The organism is Enterococcus sp. HMSC061C05 (assembly GCF_001814765.1).
In the GTDB taxonomy this organism is placed as follows: Bacteria; Bacillota; Bacilli; order Lactobacillales; family Enterococcaceae; genus Enterococcus_B; species Enterococcus_B lactis.
Map to the genome: position 1 here is coordinate 1 of NZ_KV817721.1, position 18490 is coordinate 18490.

Below are 18490 nucleotides of genomic sequence, written 5' to 3' on the forward strand. Positions count from 1 at the left end.
AGATGAACTAGAAATAGTTCATCTTTTTTTATTTTTATTAAGTTAAAGAACGGATTCAATTGCAGTAGTCATTTTCAATGGAGAAGTTTGTGGTGCAAATCGTTCAATTACTATTCCATTTCGATCAATCAAAAATTTAGTGAAATTCCATTTTATGGCTTTAGTGACCGTACCAGGAGCTTCATTTTTAAGATAAGTAAAAAGAGGATCTGTATTTTCTCCATTTACATCAATCAATTGATGCATAGGGAAGGTAACGCCATAAGTGGCTTTACAAGCTTCTGCGGCTTCAGTCGCTGAAGCTAGTTCTTGTTTAAATTGATTCGAAGGAAAGCCTAATATAACCAAACCTTGTGACTGATAAGTTTGATAAAGTTTTTCTAATTGCTCGAATTGCGGTGCTAGGCCGCATTTTGTTGCAGTATTGACGATGATTATTGGTTTGCCGGCATATTTTTCCAATGAATAAACTGTGCCGTCTTCTAAAGCAACTTCAAAATTATAGATAGACATAAAATTTTCTCCTTTCTATTATATGATAAAAAGAGTGCTAAACTGAAAACTAGCTATTTGTTTTCTCGTTTAGTACTCTTTTCAGACAATAAATAGTTAATAAAACGACTACGAAGATAAGATAGCTTTATTGCTTCTCACCTTTACGTTCTTTTAGAAACTATGCTTCTACTTCAGACCATTCATCGCGTTTTGCTAAAAATTCACGAGCTAAGGCTTGTGCACCTTCTAATGTATGGCTAGCAGCCCAGCCGCATTGTGTTTCATTGCTTGCTGGTACTTCAGTAGCTTCAAGGACATCTTTCATTGTTGCTTCCAGAACATCTAAAATATCTTCGTAACTTTCATGATTCAATACAGTCAAGTAAAATCCTGTTTGGCATCCCATTGGTGACCAGTCTACGATATAATCTGCATGATTACGGATTAGTTCAGCAGTCAAGTGTTCCAATGAATGCAGACTTGGCATATCCATGTGTTCTTTATTTGGTTGTTTAAAGCGGACGTCGTATTTAATGATGACATCGCCATGTGCACCTGTTTTTCGATCGGCTACACGTACATAAGGTGCTTTGACTTTTGTATGGTCAAGATTAAAACTTTCGACATTCATTCTCATTTATAAGACTCCTATCTATTTGTTCATTTGTTTTGATGTTTTCCACTAAAGAATTATTTAGTGAAATTTACAAAAACGTCTTTCTACTTGATTCTAACACTTATCGTTTCCAAGGTGTAGCAATCTGAAATATTTTTTAGATTTTTCTGCTAAACCGTTTATGCGGACTTTCTAGTTCTTGATTGTGTCAAATGCCTGAGCTAAATCGTTTATGAGATCCTGACCATACTCAATTCCTACAGAAAGACGGATCAAGCCGTCCTTTATGCCAGCCTCTTCACGTTTTTCTTTTGGAATAGACGCATGAGTCATGACAGAGGGAATTTCTACTAAACTTTCTACGCCACCTAAACTTTCTGCTAAAGTAAATAGTTGGAGAGATTCAACAAAAGGAATAGCAGTTGCTTCATTTTTTAAAGTAAAAGAAACCATTCCGCTAAAGCCACTCATTTGTTGCTTAGCAATTCCATAAAGTTCATGATCGGGTAATCCTGGATAGTAGACCTTTTCTACTGCTGGATGAGAGAAAAGAAAATCAGCTACTGCAAAAGCATTTTTTTGATGTTCCTCCATACGAACACTTAGAGTCTTGATTCCACGCTGAAGTAACCAGCTATCTTGAGGACCAAGAACGGCACCGATAGCATTTTGATAAAATCCGATCTGCTCAGCCAGCTCTTTATGTCTAGTAGTCACTAGACCAGCTACTACATCGCTGTGTCCGCCTAGATATTTGGTGCCGCTGTGGACAACGATATCAGAACCAAGATCTAATGGTCTTTGAAAATAAGGAGTAGCAAATGTGTTGTCAGCAATAACTATCAATCCATGTCGATGAGCCAGAGTGGCACTTTTTTCTAAATCAGTAATCTTTAGAAGCGGATTGCTAGGTGTTTCAAGATAAAGTGCTTTTGTATTGGGTTGGATGGATTGTTCTATTTTATCAAGATTGCTCGTATCTATGATCGTGTACTCGAGACCATTTTTAGTAAGAACCTTGTCAAATAGACGGAATGTTCCTCCATAGACATCATCTCCTAATAAGATATGATCGCCAGCTTCAAAAAGAGAAAAAACGGCATGAATCCCAGAAAGACCAGAAGAAAAAGCGAATCCTCGAACACCCCCTTCCAAATCAGCAATCAGTTCTTCCAATGCAAAACGAGTAGGATTACCAGATCTTGAATATTCATATTGTTTAGGATGACCGACTCCATCTTGCCGATAAGTGGATGTTTGATAAATAGGTACACTGACAGCTCCTGTTGTGGGATCTTCACTGATGCCTCCGTGGATCAATTTTGTTTGAATGTGCATGTTTCTTTCCTCCTATAAGTAAATGTTTTTTGATAAATAGCGGTCTGCTGCGTCTGGAAAAATCGTAACGACACGATGACCAGGTGGTAAACGACGAATTTCTCTTAATGCTGCTGCAAAAGCCGCACCACTTGAACTCCCGACTAATAGTCCTTGTTCTCGTGCTAATTGCCTAGTATAGTTAAACCCTTCTACATCAGAGATTGTTTCGATCTGATTGATTGAAAGGGGAGAAAGAAACGGCGGAATGAATTCTACACCGATACCCTCAATTTCATGAGGGGCTGGATCTCCGCCATTTAACACAGAGCCCTCTGGTTCTACACCGATTATTCGAATGTCGGGATATTTTTCTTTCAAAAAGGTAGAAGTTCCAGCAAAGGTTCCACCGCTACCGATCCCTGCCACAAAACTATGGATATCTTCTTTGGTTTCATGAAAGATTTCTGGTCCTAACGTATGATAGTAAGCAGCGGGATTATCTTTATTTTCAAATTGAAGAGGCAGATAGCTGTTTGATATCTCTTCTGCAAGTTTTTTACTTTTGCTGATGGCACCAACGATTCCTTTCTCACTAGGAGAATGGATGATCTTTGCTCCCAATGCTTTCATCAATTGTTGTTTTTCTAAGCTGAACTTCTCTGGAACAACAAAAATCGTTCTTAACCGATGTGTGAGTGCGGCCAGAGCAATCCCAATCCCTGTGTTTCCGGCAGTCGGTTCGATGATCGTCGTTTTTTCATTGATTTTTCCTTGGGCAAGTCCTTCTTTGATCAAATAACTGCCCAATCGATCTTTGATACTTCCTCCTGGATTTAAATATTCCAGTTTTGCATAAATAGCAGAACCTTTAGGCATAGAATAGTGCTGATTGTCAAAGCGATAAAGCGGTGTAGAACCAATAGCTTCTGTAATTGTCGAGATAATCATATGGACCTCCTAAAAAAGATAATAAAAAAAGGAGCTGACTATTAAATCAGCTCCTTGAAAGACATAGAGAAAAATTGAGTAGACAAAAAGGTAAGTTATCTGGTACTCATTCTATGAAGGGCAATTAATAGACATGACAAATAGTATGCTGCTTTTACGCACCATACAACAGCAACGATTCAATTGTTTTTGGTTGCTGACTGTCATGTGTATCCCTCCAAGTAAAATTTTTATTAACGATAGCATGAAAAAAAATAAAAGTCAAAGGCTTGAAAGGAAAAAATTTTCGATAGTATCGTTTACCCGTGTTTATTTTTTTTGACAAATAGTCATGAAACCTTAAAAGATAGAGAATACTCTAGTTTTCTGACCGGTTGTCTGATACAATAAAGTTGATTATGATAAAGAAAAGAAGGAGCAAAAATAATGATCTCAGCAAGTGATTTAAGAGCCGGTATGACATTCGTTCAAGACGGTAAATTGATTAAAGTTCTGGATGCAAGCCACCATAAACCTGGTAAAGGAAATACAGTTATGCGTATGAAACTGAAAGATGTCCGTTCAGGCGCAACATACGACACAACATTCAGACCAGAAGAAAAATTTGAAAAAGCACATATCGACACAAAACCTGTGCAATATTTGTACACGATGGACGATACAGCTTTCTTCATGGATTTGGAAACATATGAACAATATGAAATTCCTGTAGAAACAGTAGAAGAAGAAATGAAATATATTCTAGAAAACATGGAAGTAAAAATCCAATTCTTCGGTAGCGAAGTTATCGGTGTTCAATTACCAACAACTGTCGTGTTGCGTGTCGTGGAAACACAACCTTCAATCAAAGGTGCAACAGTTACTGGTTCAGGTAAACCAGCGACAATGGAAACTGGCTTAGTGGTCAATGTTCCTGACTTCATCGAAACAGATGAATTATTGGAAATCAATACAGCAGAAGGTTCTTATGTAAAACGTGCGTCAAAATAATGAGCTGACGAATTGATAAGAAGTTGAAAAACATAGCTTGGCCTCTTGAAAAGTGGATCATCCGATCTGCCTTTCAAGAGGTTTTTTGTAGAATCAGCCGATTGAAAAATAAAAAAGTATTTGTTTTATTTACACTTTGAAATACAATTTAATTGAAAGATGTGATCTGTCGAATATTTTGAAAGAGAGGAATCTTTATGGGATTCATCCTATTACTGTTTTTTTATCTTTTGATTTTTTTGTTGTGGGCAATAATTGTAACGCTTGCATTTCCAGAAGTGGCTTTGTACATAATTGTTGTTTTGTTTTCGATGTTCCTTCCGAATGAAATAGGTGGGCGATATATTGAATTATTGGAATTTTTTCAGCCTATCATCCATTATTTTCAACGATTTACAGAAGCGCATCTATCTGTAAAATTATTTATTCTTTTAAGCATTCCACTGAGTTACCTGCTGTTGTCTAGTCTATTACAATTTTATGGTATTTATCCATTGCAGATCATAGGATCATGTATGACGATAGTTACTGTTTTTTATTTATTAAATGTTATTTTTCAATTAGCTTTGATTTGGAATATTTTGCTGACAGTTCCGATCTCTCTCGTAGCAATTGGTATCCGTTTAGTTGTTTATCATTCTTTGAATAAGTATTTTCGTAAGTGTACGTATTTATTCACTTTTTTACTCAAAGAAAAAAATGAAAAGAAAGATACTTCTGAGCATACGCAACAATCATCTAATCAAAATAGGAACAACGAAAAAACTTCTTTAGTAATCAATGAGCCTTTTGAACTGGAAGCTTATTTTAGGCTGATCTTAGGTGTAGATGAACAAGCAACAAAAGAAGAGATCAAACATGCCTATCGACAAAAAGTCATGAAGTATCATCCAGATAAATCCGTAGAAGAAAATGCGAAAGAAAAGTACGAAGAGATCATCGAAGCCTATAAATATTTGAAATAGTTTCAAATTGCCATGTTTCCTTTTGTTTACCTACTGCTTGTATAACCAAGACAGCGTTTTCTTTCTCTTTATATTAAAATGATATTATAATTAAATTAGTTTAAAAAGAGAAAACGGAGGCTGAATAATGGAGAAGCATACGACGAAAGAGACACAGAAAGAAAATAACAACGTAAAAAAACAATTGAACTTTGCGGATAATCATGAACTTATGTTAGCTAGCCAGAATTGTGTCGCTCCCTTTAACCATTTAGAGATTATTCAAGACGGAAAAGTTATATGGAGCCAGAAAGCTTATGCATTTTTAGAAGAGGAATGTCCAAACTGTGCGAATCCAAGTCTTTGGGAAAATGCGCGATGTAACCATCAAACGGGTCTCTTTCGTGTCACTGAGCAAATCTTTCAGTTACGGGGATTTGATATGGCCAACCTCACACTGGTTCTTACTCCAAACAATAAATGGATTGTCTTTGATACATTGATGAGTATCGAATGTTCAAGAGCAGCGATTGAGTTTGCGGATTGCTGGTTTAATGAAAACGGGTATCCAGAAGTGGAGGGGAATCTTGCAGGAATCATTATCAGTCATTCCCATGTCGATCATTTTGGTGGCATACGCGGTTTGTTTAAAGACTTCAACGTAGATCCTTCTGTTCCGATTTATGTACCTGAAGGATTTACGGAAGCTGCTATTTCTGAGAACCTTATGGTAGGGAAGGCCATGGGAAGAAGAGCAGTCTTTCAATATGGCTCTTCCTTAGAAAAAAGCCCATTTGGTTCCTTATCTGTTGGGATTGGACAAGGACAATCTACCGGCACGATCAGTTTTGAGCTTCCTACTTGTGAGATCACTGAAAATAAAATAATCGCTATCGATGGCTTACATCTGGATTTCCAATTGACCCCTGGCACAGAAGCCCCTGCCGAAATGAATACGTATATTCCAGCATATCAAGCGCTTTGGATGGCAGAAAACTGCACTTGTACGATGCATAATCTTTATACTCTGCGAGGGGCACAGATACGAGATGGAAAAAGCTGGACAAGATACCTTATCGAGGCACAACGGCGCTATGGACCAAAAGCAAAAGTATTGTTCCATGCGCATACTTGGCCGCGGTACGCCACTGAGGAGGAACCAGATGCTATTAACAGGTATTTACTAGACCAAGCACGGTTATATAAAGGAATTCATGATGAATCACTTAAAGCTGTCAATGCCGGGTATACCATAAATGAATTAGCAGAACAAGTCGCTTTGCCAGAAGAGCTGATAAACCAGTGGTATCTAAGACCATATTACGGAACGATTGCTCATAATAGCAAGGCGGTTTATCAAAAGTATATCGGTTGGTATGATTCAAATCCGGTGAATTTAAATCCGCTTCCTCCTGAACAGGAAGCGAAACAAATGGTAAAGTACATGGGTGGAGCAGAGGCCATCTTAGAAAAAGCACATGAAGATTATGAAAAAGGAAATTATCAATGGGCGGCAAAAGTTACGAATTTGGTCATTTACGCAGATCCTGAAAATAAAGAAGCAAGAGCGCTTTGCCGACGATCGTTGACACAATTGGGGTATCAATCGGAATCTGGGGCTTGGCGAAATGAGTACTTGACTGGAGCACTGGAATTAAAGGAAGATGTGGACTTGTTTTCAATTGAATCGGCTGATTCGTCAGAGTTATCGGCACAGATGAATGGAGAAATGTTGCTGGATTATTTAAGCATCCATACTATTTCGACCAAAAAACAACAGACGGGCATGGTAAAGTTCACAGATGATTGGCAACTTTCAAATGGTCAAATCCATTCATTGACAACGACTTATTTCATCGATTACTGGCAAGGAATTTTGACTTATTATCCTATTTCTTCAGACAAAGAGGAGGTCACGCTCATTTATGAAGGAAAAAGATTAACATTCCTCCAGCAAATGCTTGATTCCTCGGGTGAACCACGAAACTGGTCCATGCTTTTTAAAGCAGATACAAACAACTATTTCAATATCATGGAACCGTGAAAATAGTTGAAATAACTCATAAATTTAAGATATCCGAACGATATGGAAGTAAAAAGGGTTTATCATCGCTAAACAGCGATAAACCTCTGCTTATATGCAGAAATATTCTTCTGATGGTTCGGATATTTTATTTTTTGTACCCTTTTTTATTTTTGTTTTAAAAAAATGTTTCGAAATATACTAGACAATTCAGAAAATTTTGTATAATATTATTCCAATAAAATTCAAATCTTTATCAAATGAAATTCCAATAAAAACGGAAAAAATGTGAAAAGAGGAATGAAAAAATGACAGAATTGATAATTGGCGGAGTCACAGCAAGCACATTAGCAGAAAAGTATCAGACACCTCTGTATGTGTATGACGAAGAAAAGATGAGACAAACGATGCTGTCATTCAAGCGAGGCTTTGTATCGAAGCATTTTGATACAAAAGTGCTTTACGCCTCTAAAGCATTCCAAACGATTGAGATGCTACGTTTAGTCCATGAATATGGATTTGGGCTGGATGTTGTCAGCGGTGGGGAAATCTATACCGCTTTGCAAGCTGATTTTCCTAGAGATGCTATTTATTTCCATGGTAATAACAAGACCCCAGAAGAACTGATCTATGCACTTGAAAATGAGTTGTTGCATGTTGTTGCCGATAACTTGATGGAAGTCGAGTTATTAGAAGAATTAAGCCAACGCTATTCTAAAAAAGTCGATGTCATGCTTCGGTTGAATGTCGGTGTAGAAGCCCATACTCATGAATATATCGTCACTGCACATATTGATTCAAAATTCGGCATGAGCTATGAAAGTAAAGAGTGTCAGCAAGCTCTCCAATTGATAAAAGAAAGCAGTTATCTAGAGTTAGAAGGTTTTCATGCCCATATTGGGTCACAAATTTTTGATGTTACTGCTTGGCTAGCTGAAATCGACAAATTGACGAGTTACTTAACCGATTTTGAGCAACCACTTTCCTTGAATCTCGGGGGAGGATTCGGGATTCGTTATACACAAAATGATCAGCCAATCCCAATCGAAGAGGCACTAAAAAAGCTGATTGAATATACGGAAGAAGCTTTGGACAAACGAAAACTGACGATTCGTCAACTACTGATCGAACCAGGAAGAAGTATTGTTGGGGAAGCTGGTACAACACTATACACGATTGGCTTCATCAAAAAGACACCACATAAAAAATATTACTTTGTAGATGGCGGGATGACAGATAATATCCGCCCAGCTCTGTATCAGGCAGCATACGATTGTGATTTAGCAGAAAAACTGTCGGAAGAAAAAACAGAAAAAGTGACGATTGCAGGAAAAATGTGTGAATCAGGAGATGTGGTAATCAAAGAAACTTATTTGCCGAAAGCAAAATCAGGTGATCTTTTAGCTGTTTATTCCACGGGGGCTTACGGATACTCGATGAGCAGCAACTACAATCGAGCGACACGACCAGCAGTTGTTTTTGTCAATAATGGTCAATCGAGACTGGTTGTTCGCAGACAAGCATTTTCTGATCTACTAAGGGGGGAAGTTTCTTATGATCCTTCATAAATATAATGGCTGTGGAAATGATTTTATCTTATTAGATTACACAGAGGATACGGATTATATTCAATTAGCCGCTTCTTTATGCGCAAAAGAAAAATATGACACAGACGGATTGATCGCCGTAAAAACCGATCCGTTGGAAATGATCTATTACAACAAAGATGGTAGCCGTGCCCCTATGTGCGGAAATGGTATTCGCTGTTTTGCTCGATATGTGAATGATCAAAATAGGATGGATGAACAGGAATTCAACGTAGAGACGTTAGCAGGCACAAGAAAAATTACGGTGTTGGATCCCTCACCTTTTTATTGCAGCGTAGATATGGGAGTGCCAGATGATTCTCCAGAAAAAATCAAAGCTGCACAATCTTATCCAATAAAAAACCAGGAAATAGAAATTGGTGGCGAAAAAGTAACGATCACTAGTTTATTTTTAGGGACGATCCATACCGTTGTTTTTGTTGAAAATGCGCGTGAGGAAGTTTGGAAAAAAAGAGGCGAACTGATCTGTCATCATCCTTTATTCAAAGAAAAAACCAATGTCAACTTTGTAGAAGTAGTCAATGAACAAGAATTGACCGTCCGTACCTATGAAAGAGGAGTAGGTTGGACACTTGCTTGCGGTACAGGTTGCTGTGCCTCTTATGCGGTTGCGAAGGAAACTGGGAAGATTTCAGCAGATCAGGTAGTCGTTCACTTGGAACAAGGAGACTTGATGATCTCTGGTGAGGATACGATACAAATGGCTGGTCCAGCAGTTCATGAATGGACAAGAATATTGGAGGAATGAAGATGATAAAAGGTTCGATCGTGGCGCTGATCACGCCGATGAATGAAGAGGGATCAGTAGATTATGCTGGTTTGGAAAAATTGATCCAATTCCATTTAGATGAACAAACAGACGGATTATTAGTTTTGGGTACAACAGGAGAATCTTCTACACTCACACAATCTGAGGAGGAGAAGATCCTTCAACTGACAGTAAAGAAAGTGGCTGGCCGTGTGCCGGTGATTGCAGGAGCTGGAACGAATAATACGAAAGAAACGATTGAAAAAGCGAAGCATTTTGCTTCTTTGGGCGCAGATGCACTTTTGGTCATCACTCCTTACTACAACAAAACAAGTGATACAGGATTAGCTGCTCATTTCACAGCAATTGCAGAAGCTTCACCAATTCCGCTTATTTTATATAATGTCCCTTCTAGAACAGGCATGTCGATTCCAATCCATGTACTAGTAGATTTAGCAGAACATCCTAATATCATTGGTTTGAAAGAAGCCTCAGGAGATATGGCTTATGTGATGGATGCCGCTCGATTGATTAGCGAAAAATTCAGCCTTTACAGCGGAAATGATGATTTGATCCTGCCAGTAATGAGTGTAGGAGGGAGCGGTGTAATCAGTGTATGGGCAAATATCCAGCCTAAAATAGTCCATGAGTTAGTAAAAGATACGATGGACGGAAGATGGCAGCAAGCAAAAGAAAAACAATTAAATGCACTTGAGCTGATCCATGCCTTGTTCAGTGAGACCAATCCTATTCCTGTCAAAGCAGCTATGTCATTATTAAATTTACCTTCAGGACCTCTACGCCTGCCTTTAGTGTCCCTTTCGAAAGAGAAAAAGAAACAATTAGCTCAGCTTTTGCTAAGGGAAAGGACGGTTGAAAAATGAAAATCGGACTGATCGGCAGTGGACAGATGGGGAATAGAGTCGAAGAAGTTGCACAAGAAAGAGGAGACACGGTCCTTCTTTTACGGACGGCACCTAAAGAAGCAACTACACTTGCTTTTACGGAACTGCCAGAACTGCTTATTGATTTTTCTCATCCAGATAATTTAGAGATGATCCTTTCGTATAGCTTGTCTTATCAACTTCCGTTAGTCATTGGCACGACAGGTTATACACAATCACAGTTCCAAGAAATGGAAGAACATGCCAAGCAGGTACCTGTGATGTATAGTGCTAATTTTTCGTTAGGCATCATGGTGATGAACCAACTGATCAAGCAAGCAGCTGCAATGTTGCAAGGCTGGCAGATCGAACTGATTGAAAAACATCATAGTCGTAAAAAAGATGCACCATCTGGTACCGCGAATATGCTTCTTCAAACAATCCAAGAAGTACAAAAGCTTCAGCCTGTATACAACTGGCAAGGACAAAAAAGAGAAGAAAATCAAATTGGTGTACACAGTATTCGTGCAGGTTCTTTACCTGGTGAACATGAGGTAATGTTTGCAGCTCCCGATGAAGTATTTACGGTCAAACATGAATCTTTTTCTAATCGAATCTTTGCTGCAGGTGCAGTAGAAGCAGCGGACTGGTTGAAAAATCAGCCACCAGGTTATTACAAATTAGAAGATTTATTAATGGATAAAGGGGTGTAAGAAACGTGGAAGCTCAAGAAATCATCCGCTACATTCAAACGGCATCTAAAAAGACGCCTGTGAAAGTCTATCTGAATGTAACCGAGCCAATCAAATTTAAAGACAGCAAAGTTTTTGGTGAAGGAAACAGCTTCGTTGTTTTTGGTGACTACGAGTCGATTGCTCCGGTTTTAGAAGCTGAAGCGGAAAAAATCATTGAAATCGAAATCGAAACTGCTGCAAGATACAGTGCAGTTCCTTTGCTGGATATCAAAAAAATCAATGCCCGTATCGAACCAGGTGCTATTATCAGAGATCAAGTGTCCATCGGCAACAATGCCGTGATCATGATGGGAGCGATTATCAATATCGGTGCAGTAATCGGTGAAAACACGATGATTGATATGGGTGCTGTCTTAGGTGGACGAGCGACAGTGGGCAAAAACTGCCATATTGGTGCAGGAGCTGTCTTAGCGGGTGTAATCGAACCCGCATCGGCTAAACCGGTTATCGTAGAAGACGGCGTACTGATAGGTGCGAATGCAGTGATTGTTGAAGGTGTCCATATCGGAAAAGATGCAGTCGTGGCAGCAGGAGCAGTGGTTTTAGAAGATGTGGCAGCAGGCACTGTTGTCGGTGGAATACCGGCACGTGTCTTGAAAATAAGTGATGATCAGACAAAAGAAAATACAGCATTGATTGCTGCGTTACGCGAATTATAGAGGAGATGGAGAAAAATGCGCGAAATAGATACCTGTATTGTGGGGGCAACCGGATTAGTCGGACAAACGATGCTCAAAGTGTTAGAAGAATATGATTTTCCAGTAGGACGATTGAAATTATTAGCGTCAAAACGTTCAGCTGGCAAAGTTTGTGTATTCAAGGGGAAGAAACACACTGTACAGGAATTGACAGAAACTTCATTTGAAGGATATGATTTAGCGCTATTTTCTGCAGGTGCTTCTGTATCCAAAGAGTTTGCGCCAATCGCAAGAAGTCAAGGATTATTTGTTATAGATAATTCCTCGGCATGGCGAGAAGATTCGGATGTTCCATTGATCGTTCCAGAGGTTAATCTGGAAGACTATACATTGAATCGGCTGATTGCGAATCCAAATTGTTCAACGATTCAAGCGGTACTACCGCTTAAAGCTTTACAAGAAACCTTTGGAATCCAACGAGTCAATTATTCGACCTATCAAGCAGTTTCTGGTTCTGGACAAAAAGGTATCCAAGATCTTTATCGCACGCAAAATGACGAGGAACCAGCTTTGTATCCGTATAATATTAGTCAAACGGTGATTCCAGAAATCGATCAGCCTTTGGAAAATGGTTATACCAAAGAAGAACAGAAAATGATAAATGAGACCCGTAAGATTCTGCATCAGCCTGATTTGCCAGTATCAGCAACCTGTGTACGTGTGCCAATCGAGAATGGACACGGAGTCTCGGTGGCCGTTCAGTTGCAAAAAGAGTTTACGATTGAAGAAGTTAAAGAGTGTCTCAGTCAGTTTCCAGGAATCCAATTAGAAGATGATCTAGCAGCACATAAATATCCAACGAGCATTCTTGCTAGAGGAACAGATACGGTTTATGCTGGGAGGATCAGAAAAGACACCTCTTTAGAGAACGGACTGTTGTTCTATACAACTGCCGATAACATACGCAAAGGAGCCGCTGCGAATGCCGTACAGATTGCTGCAGCTTTAATGCAGAAAATAGCGGAGGTGGCAAGATGAGTAATACGCTGAAAATAGCAAAATTCGGCGGAACATCGATGTCTCATGAAGAACAATTCAAAAAAGTCCGTACAATTGTTCTTTCAGATCCCAATCGTCAAGTGATCGTTGTTTCTGCTTTAGGCAAACGTACATCAGATGATGACAAAGTAACAGACTTACTTTATTTGATTTATGCCTACCTTCAGCATCATGTTGATTGGACACCCCTTTGGGAAAGGATCTGTGAACGTTTCATTCAAGTAAGAGACCTTCTTGACCTGCAGTTACCTATGGAAGAGGAACTGGCACGCATACAAAAACAACTGGAAGATGAAAAGATAACTGAAGATTATTTAGTAAGCAGAGGTGAATATCTGACTGCTCGACTGATGGCTGAGTATCTTGGTTACCAGTTCATTGATGCAAAGGACCTGCTGTTCTTTGACTATGATGGAAAAATCGATGAGGAAAAAACAGCACAGGAAATCACAAAAGCATTTAAAAGATATCCGAAAATGGTTGTTCCAGGATTTTACGGGGCAAACCCTGCAGGCAAAGAAAAATTATTGGGACGTGGGGGAAGCGACATTACTGGCGCGTTACTGGCGAAGATGCTACAAGCGGCGAGTTATGAGAATTGGACAGACGTTTCAGGAATCATGATGGCTGATCCGCGAATCATCGATCATCCTAAAATCATCGAGGAAATCTCTTTTAGAGAACTGAGAGAGATGGCTTATATGGGGGCTAATGTTCTTCATGAAGCAGCTGTTTTCCCAGTTCAAGAGGCGGATATCCCCATCCAAATAAAAAATACCAATGATCCTTTCGCTCAAGGAACAAAAATATCGAATCACGAAGTGGAAAAGGAAAATGGATTGACAGGAATAGCTGGACGCAAGGATTTTCTTTCGATCACTTTATTCAAACGTCATATGTCCGATGAAATCGGGTTTATCTGGAAAGCAATGAGCATTTTTGCTAAACATGAGATATCAATCGAACATATTCCTTCAGGGATCGACAATATCGGAGTGATCGTCTCAGCAGAAGCGATTGCCGATAAATTATTTCTCATCACAAAAGAATTAAAAGAAACACTTGGCGTGGAAGAAATCGTCGTTATCGAAGACTTAGCTTTGATCTCTGTCGTTGGCGGACCGCATAAAGAATTGATCGGTTTATCTGGAAAAGTGTTATCGATATTGAATAAATTAGAAATTCGCACATCGATCTTATCACAAGGAGCACAGGAGTTGAATCTAATCATCGGTGTACCGAATGATCAGTATGAAACCGTAGTGAAGGGTATCTATGAAGGGATGGTGAATACGGATGCTGAAAGAATATCGAATGGCACTCCATCAAATTCCTGAAATCGGATTTCATGAATTCAAAACAAAAAAATATTTATATGAACAAGTAAAAAATAGTGGAGCCGTTATCCATGAAATCGGCGAAACAGGACTGCTTCTTTATTTTGATAATCAACAAGAAGAAACGATTGCTTTTCGAACAGATATCGATGCACTGCCAGTCAAAGAAGAAACAAATCTCTCTTTTGCTTCTAAGCATGAAGGGTACATGCATGCATGTGGTCATGACGGACATATGGCGATGCTTTTAGGGTTGACCGACTTTATAACTGAACACATCGAGGAGCTTATTTATAATGTAGTACTGATCTATCAGCCATCAGAAGAAATTTCCGGCGGCGCACAAAGTGTTATTCAGTCAGGATTGTTAGATAAATATGAAGTACAAGCAATATTTGGCTTTCATCTATGGCCTGGACTAGCGAAAGGAGAAGTTTTTTCTCGACCAGGACCTTTGATGGCACAAAGCAGTGAAACAGACATTATCATCAAGGGCCAGTCCGCGCATATTGCTTCTAGTGAAAAAGGAATCGATAGTCTGGAGGCAGCTGTACGATTTTTGAAGAATGTTTATGATTTTGATCGGCAATTACCGACAGAGTGGAATCATCTAATGAAATTTGGTCAAATCCAAGGTGGAACGATCCGGAATGTTTTAGCTGGAGAAGTTATTGTATCCGGAAGTATCCGTTCTTACAGTTCAGATATGCAAAATTATTTGAAGAGGGGATTAGCTCATTTAGCAGAACAGTTTCACTATGCAGCTACTATTTCTTTCCATTATAATGACGGCTATCCAGCTGTGATCAATCATAGCGGCTTATATGCAGCATTGTCGGATTCAAACAAACTACATGAATTAGAGGATCCAGTTCTTCAAGCCGAAGATTTTGGCATATATACGCAACAATATCCATGTGTATTTTTCTTTTTAGGTGTCGGTGATACCCCTGCTTTACATGATCCGACGTTCGATTTTGATATGGATGTTTTAGAAAATGGTGTAGAATGGTACAAAACGATTCTTTTTACAGAAAATCTTCTTGAAAAAATCGATAGCAGTTCAAAAGAGGAGTGAGTAAATAATGATGAATTTATCCAATCGATTTAATCCCAGACTTTCTAGAATAGAAGTATCTAAAATACGGCAATTCGATCAGCAAATATCGTCGATACCAGATGTGATCAAGCTCACCTTGGGAGAACCGGATTTTCCGACTCCCGAACATGTCAAACAAGCCGGAATAGCAGCGATTGAAGAAGACTTTTCTCACTATACCGGAATGAGAGGACTGGAGGAACTGCGGGAAGCTGCTTGTATGTTTCAGCAGCAGCGTTATGGATTAACTTATGATCCGCAAACGGAAGTTTTGACGACGGTTGGTGCAACGGAAGCGATTGCTTCTGCATTGTTATCTGTTTTAGAAGAAGGAGACAAGGTTCTTATTCCAGCGCCTGCTTATTCAGGATATCAGCCATTAGTGGAACTAGCTGGTGCTGAATTGATCCCGATAAATACTTCTGACACAGGGTTTGTCTGTCAGCCGGAACAATTTGAACGAGCATTTGAACAATATGGATCAGCTATCAAAGCAGTCATTTTAAATTATCCTAACAATCCCACTGGGACGACATTGTCTGCAAGCCAGTTGGAAGCAATCGCTGAAGTTTTAAAAAAATATCCGGTATTTGTTATAAGTGATGAAGTATATGCTGAATTGACTTACAGTGGAACGCATATGTCCATAGCTTCTTATCTTCCGGAACAAACAATCGTGATAAGCGGGCTATCCAAGTCACATGCGATGACTGGTTGGCGAGTGGGGTTTATTTTTGCTCAAAAAGCCCTTATTGACGAACTAATTAAAGTCCATCAATATCTGGTGACTGCGGCTACAACGATGTCGCAAAAAGCTGCGGCTGAAGCGCTAATAAATGGAGTAAAAGATAGCGAGAACATGAAAGAGCAATATCAAACACGAAGAGACTATCTGGTCCAGCAATTGGCGCCTTTAGGATTTGAAGTGACTCAGCCAAACGGTGCATTTTATTTATTTTGCAAACTCCCAGTTGTCATTCAAACCGACTCTTGGCAGTTTTGTGTAGACTTAGCGGAACAGGCAAAAGTTGCGTGTATCCCTGGCATTGCATTTGGCCCAGAAGGAGAAGGCTATATACGAATTTCTTATGCTAGCAGTATGGAAAACTTACATGAAGCGTGCAAACGGATCAAAGACTTTTTAACAGAACAGTGATTCATGAATTTTCTCAAAAAACAATCGGCATCTTCGCGGTATATTCTGCAAGCTGCCGATTGTTTTTTAAATTTGGTTCAAATGAACGCGTTTCTTTTGATTCATAACTGATGTAATGTTAAGTTTAAATTGTTTAGAATGATTTTAAAAGAATATTCAAGGAGGTTTCATCAATGGAAAAAATCAAAGTTGTCATTGTAGGTGCATCTCATGGAGGGCATCAATCGATCTTGGAACTATTGACACGATACGGTGAAAATGTAGATATCACGCTATTTGAAGCAGGAGACTATGTTTCCTTCATGTCATGCGGTATGGAGCTGTATCTAGAAGACAAGGTAACAGATGTAAATGATGTACGTAATTTCAGACCAGAAAACTTTCCGCAATCCAATGTTCATATTTTAAATAATCACGAAGTAAAAACGATCGATGCAGATAAAAAAACAGTAACGGTTACTAGCGCATCAGATAACGAAACAAAAGAATATCCTTATGATAAATTGATCTTGAGTTCTGGTGTCAAACCAAACAATTTGCCAGTACCAGGGGCAGATTTAGAAAATGTCTATTTGATGCGTGGATACAATTGGGCAACCAAAATCAAAGAAAAATTAAATGATCCGGCTATTAAAAAAATCGCTGTCGTAGGTGCTGGTTACATTGGGATCGAAGCAGCAGAAGCAAGCCGAAAAGCTGGAAAAGAAGTCGTCTTGCTTGATGTGATCGACAGACCCTTAGGCACATATTTAGATGCTGAAATGACAGACATTTTAGAACAACACCTAAATGAAAACGGTATTGAAGTTTTGACAAACGCCAAAATCGAAGCCTTTACCGGAAACAGAAAAGTGGAAGCAATCAAAACAAGTGAAAAAGAAATTCCAGCAGATCTAGTCATCCAAGCTGCTGGTGTGAAGGCAAATACAGAATGGTTAAAAGGGATCGTCGACTTAGATGAACGTGGCTGGATCCAAACGAATGAATACTTGCAAACGAATCTTCCAGATGTGTATGCAGTAGGAGATGCTACACTTGCTTATTCTATCCCAGCACGCAAAAAAATGCCGATCGCTTTAGCGACTGTTGCACGTAGAGAAGCACGTTATGTAGTAAAACATCTTTTTGAAGAAGTACCAAACAAACCGTTCGGCGGAGTCGTAGGTTCCTCCGCATTAAGTGTCTTCGACTACCATTTTGCAGCAAGCGGATTGAATAGCTTCACTGCAGCAAAAGCAGGAGTAGATGTACGAGTGTCTTATTATGAAGATACGTTACGACCAAAATATGTACCAGAAGAACAAGGAAATCCAAAAGTGTCCATCCAATTATTCTCAGATCCAATGACCCATCAATTGCTAGGAGGAGCAGTATTATCTACCTATGATGTTACAGGTCAAGGAAATGTGTTGGCACTAGCGATCCAAAATAAACTGACTTTAGAAGAACTGGCAGAAGCTGACTTCTTCTTCCAACCAGGTTTTGACCGACAATGGAGCATGTTGAATCTAGCCGCTCAACAAGCACTAGGAGAAGAACCATTTGTAGAATAAGGAAACGAAATATTTGAAAAGAGGTTGTGACAGAAGTGGTCAGCTTCAAGAAATAAGAAGGAATTGACGGAAATTGCTTCTCAAATTTTTGTGAAATTTCGGCTTATTTCCGTAGAAGCTACTTCTGGAACACCGTGTAGGAGGTTGTGAAAAAGCTGCTCTGCATCAAGTAATAAGAACAGTCAAGTAAAAACAGCTTCTTATGTTTTTAACTTGGTTGGACTTATTACCGCAGATGCAAGATTTTGAACACCGTTTACCAAGAGGTTGTAAAATCAGTGTTTTGAACTGAGTATTAGAGAAACAAACGGCAAAATA

At 39.1% G+C, this 18490-nt stretch carries 17 protein-coding genes; 13 read left to right on the forward strand and 4 right to left on the reverse strand.

Annotated elements, in window-relative coordinates; translation table 11 throughout:
• Positions 1 to 42: 42 nt before the first annotated feature.
• From HMPREF2988_RS00855 to HMPREF2988_RS00870, 4 genes are all read right to left on the reverse strand, one after another.
• Positions 43 to 513, reverse strand: a complete 471-nt coding sequence (locus HMPREF2988_RS00855) for a glutathione peroxidase (protein WP_024635446.1) — start codon at positions 511 to 513, stop codon at positions 43 to 45.
• 160 nt (positions 514 to 673) lie between these two features.
• On the reverse strand, positions 674 to 1132 hold the full coding sequence (locus HMPREF2988_RS00860; protein ID WP_002289439.1) for an S-ribosylhomocysteine lyase: 459 nt from the start codon (positions 1130 to 1132) through the stop codon (positions 674 to 676).
• A gap of 171 nt (positions 1133 to 1303) precedes the next feature.
• Positions 1304 to 2449 (reverse strand): cystathionine gamma-synthase, encoded by a 1146-nt coding sequence (locus tag HMPREF2988_RS00865; RefSeq protein WP_002373446.1) that lies wholly within the window; start codon positions 2447 to 2449, stop codon positions 1304 to 1306.
• A 12-nt stretch (positions 2450 to 2461) separates the two neighbouring features.
• Positions 2462 to 3379 carry a PLP-dependent cysteine synthase family protein gene (locus HMPREF2988_RS00870; protein ID WP_070769814.1) on the reverse strand — a complete coding sequence of 306 codons (918 nt, stop codon included), beginning with the start codon at positions 3377 to 3379 and terminating at the stop codon, positions 2462 to 2464.
• A 426-nt stretch (positions 3380 to 3805) separates the two neighbouring features.
• Here HMPREF2988_RS00870 and efp point away from each other — a divergent pair, with 426 nt between their 5' ends.
• The 13 genes from efp to HMPREF2988_RS00935 all read left to right on the forward strand — a co-directional run bounded on the left by efp (position 3806) and on the right by HMPREF2988_RS00935 (position 18172).
• Positions 3806 to 4369, forward strand: coding sequence for an elongation factor P (efp, locus tag HMPREF2988_RS00875; RefSeq protein WP_002289434.1), 564 nt, complete (start codon positions 3806 to 3808; stop codon positions 4367 to 4369).
• A 197-nt stretch (positions 4370 to 4566) separates the two neighbouring features.
• Positions 4567 to 5334 (forward strand): J domain-containing protein, encoded by a 768-nt coding sequence (locus HMPREF2988_RS00880; protein WP_070769815.1) that lies wholly within the window; start codon positions 4567 to 4569, stop codon positions 5332 to 5334.
• Positions 5335 to 5461: 127 nt separating this feature from the next.
• Positions 5462 to 7357 (forward strand): alkyl/aryl-sulfatase, encoded by a 1896-nt coding sequence (locus tag HMPREF2988_RS00885; RefSeq protein WP_070769816.1) that lies wholly within the window; start codon positions 5462 to 5464, stop codon positions 7355 to 7357.
• A 287-nt stretch (positions 7358 to 7644) separates the two neighbouring features.
• On the forward strand, positions 7645 to 8904 hold the full coding sequence (lysA, locus tag HMPREF2988_RS00890) for a diaminopimelate decarboxylase (protein WP_002291394.1): 1260 nt from the start codon (positions 7645 to 7647) through the stop codon (positions 8902 to 8904).
• Positions 8891 to 9691 carry a diaminopimelate epimerase gene (gene dapF / locus HMPREF2988_RS00895; protein ID WP_070769817.1) on the forward strand — a complete coding sequence of 267 codons (801 nt, stop codon included), beginning with the start codon at positions 8891 to 8893 and terminating at the stop codon, positions 9689 to 9691. Before lysA ends, dapF begins: the two co-directional genes overlap by 14 nt.
• A gap of 2 nt (positions 9692 to 9693) precedes the next feature.
• Positions 9694 to 10575 (forward strand): 4-hydroxy-tetrahydrodipicolinate synthase, encoded by an 882-nt coding sequence (gene dapA, locus HMPREF2988_RS00900; protein ID WP_070769818.1) that lies wholly within the window; start codon positions 9694 to 9696, stop codon positions 10573 to 10575.
• The gene (dapB, locus tag HMPREF2988_RS00905) at positions 10572 to 11288 is read left to right on the forward strand and encodes a 4-hydroxy-tetrahydrodipicolinate reductase (protein ID WP_024635453.1); all 717 of its coding nucleotides are present in this window, start codon (positions 10572 to 10574) and stop codon (positions 11286 to 11288) included. The genes dapA and dapB overlap by 4 nt, the downstream gene beginning before the upstream one ends.
• Before the next feature lie 5 nt (positions 11289 to 11293).
• Positions 11294 to 11989, forward strand: coding sequence for a 2,3,4,5-tetrahydropyridine-2,6-dicarboxylate N-acetyltransferase (dapD, locus tag HMPREF2988_RS00910; RefSeq protein WP_070769819.1), 696 nt, complete (start codon positions 11294 to 11296; stop codon positions 11987 to 11989).
• A 15-nt stretch (positions 11990 to 12004) separates the two neighbouring features.
• Positions 12005 to 13006 (forward strand): aspartate-semialdehyde dehydrogenase, encoded by a 1002-nt coding sequence (locus HMPREF2988_RS00915; protein ID WP_070769820.1) that lies wholly within the window; start codon positions 12005 to 12007, stop codon positions 13004 to 13006.
• The gene (locus tag HMPREF2988_RS00920) at positions 13003 to 14364 is read left to right on the forward strand and encodes an aspartate kinase (RefSeq protein ID WP_002291402.1); all 1362 of its coding nucleotides are present in this window, start codon (positions 13003 to 13005) and stop codon (positions 14362 to 14364) included. The genes HMPREF2988_RS00915 and HMPREF2988_RS00920 overlap by 4 nt, the downstream gene beginning before the upstream one ends.
• Positions 14324 to 15442, forward strand: coding sequence for a M20 family metallopeptidase (locus tag HMPREF2988_RS00925; protein ID WP_070769821.1), 1119 nt, complete (start codon positions 14324 to 14326; stop codon positions 15440 to 15442). Before HMPREF2988_RS00920 ends, HMPREF2988_RS00925 begins: the two co-directional genes overlap by 41 nt.
• Before the next feature lie 7 nt (positions 15443 to 15449).
• Positions 15450 to 16619 (forward strand): pyridoxal phosphate-dependent aminotransferase, encoded by a 1170-nt coding sequence (locus HMPREF2988_RS00930; RefSeq protein WP_083314584.1) that lies wholly within the window; start codon positions 15450 to 15452, stop codon positions 16617 to 16619.
• Positions 16620 to 16792: 173 nt separating this feature from the next.
• Positions 16793 to 18172 (forward strand): FAD-dependent oxidoreductase, encoded by a 1380-nt coding sequence (locus HMPREF2988_RS00935; protein WP_070769822.1) that lies wholly within the window; start codon positions 16793 to 16795, stop codon positions 18170 to 18172.
• The last annotated feature ends 318 nt before the right edge of the window (positions 18173 to 18490 follow it).

Bases quoted from the DNA above. Each gene is read 5' to 3' on its own strand.
- HMPREF2988_RS00935 (WP_070769822.1), top strand. From the start codon at position 16,793: ATGGAAAAAATCAAAGTTGTCATTGTAGGTGCATCTCATGGAGGGCAT.
- HMPREF2988_RS00860 (WP_002289439.1), bottom strand. From the start codon at position 1,132: ATGAGAATGAATGTCGAAAGTTTTAATCTTGACCATACAAAAGTCAAA.
- HMPREF2988_RS00855 (WP_024635446.1), bottom strand. From the start codon at position 513: ATGTCTATCTATAATTTTGAAGTTGCTTTAGAAGACGGCACAGTTTAT.
- dapA (WP_070769818.1), top strand. From the start codon at position 9,694: ATGATAAAAGGTTCGATCGTGGCGCTGATCACGCCGATGAATGAAGAG.
- HMPREF2988_RS00920 (WP_002291402.1), top strand. From the start codon at position 13,003: ATGAGTAATACGCTGAAAATAGCAAAATTCGGCGGAACATCGATGTCT.
- HMPREF2988_RS00865 (WP_002373446.1), bottom strand. From the start codon at position 2,449: ATGCACATTCAAACAAAATTGATCCACGGAGGCATCAGTGAAGATCCC.
- dapB (WP_024635453.1), top strand. From the start codon at position 10,572: ATGAAAATCGGACTGATCGGCAGTGGACAGATGGGGAATAGAGTCGAA.
- HMPREF2988_RS00915 (WP_070769820.1), top strand. From the start codon at position 12,005: ATGCGCGAAATAGATACCTGTATTGTGGGGGCAACCGGATTAGTCGGA.
- lysA (WP_002291394.1), top strand. From the start codon at position 7,645: ATGACAGAATTGATAATTGGCGGAGTCACAGCAAGCACATTAGCAGAA.
- efp (WP_002289434.1), top strand. From the start codon at position 3,806: ATGATCTCAGCAAGTGATTTAAGAGCCGGTATGACATTCGTTCAAGAC.
- HMPREF2988_RS00870 (WP_070769814.1), bottom strand. From the start codon at position 3,379: ATGATTATCTCGACAATTACAGAAGCTATTGGTTCTACACCGCTTTAT.
- HMPREF2988_RS00880 (WP_070769815.1), top strand. From the start codon at position 4,567: ATGGGATTCATCCTATTACTGTTTTTTTATCTTTTGATTTTTTTGTTG.
- HMPREF2988_RS00930 (WP_083314584.1), top strand. From the start codon at position 15,450: ATGATGAATTTATCCAATCGATTTAATCCCAGACTTTCTAGAATAGAA.
- HMPREF2988_RS00885 (WP_070769816.1), top strand. From the start codon at position 5,462: ATGGAGAAGCATACGACGAAAGAGACACAGAAAGAAAATAACAACGTA.
- dapF (WP_070769817.1), top strand. From the start codon at position 8,891: ATGATCCTTCATAAATATAATGGCTGTGGAAATGATTTTATCTTATTA.
- HMPREF2988_RS00925 (WP_070769821.1), top strand. From the start codon at position 14,324: ATGCTGAAAGAATATCGAATGGCACTCCATCAAATTCCTGAAATCGGA.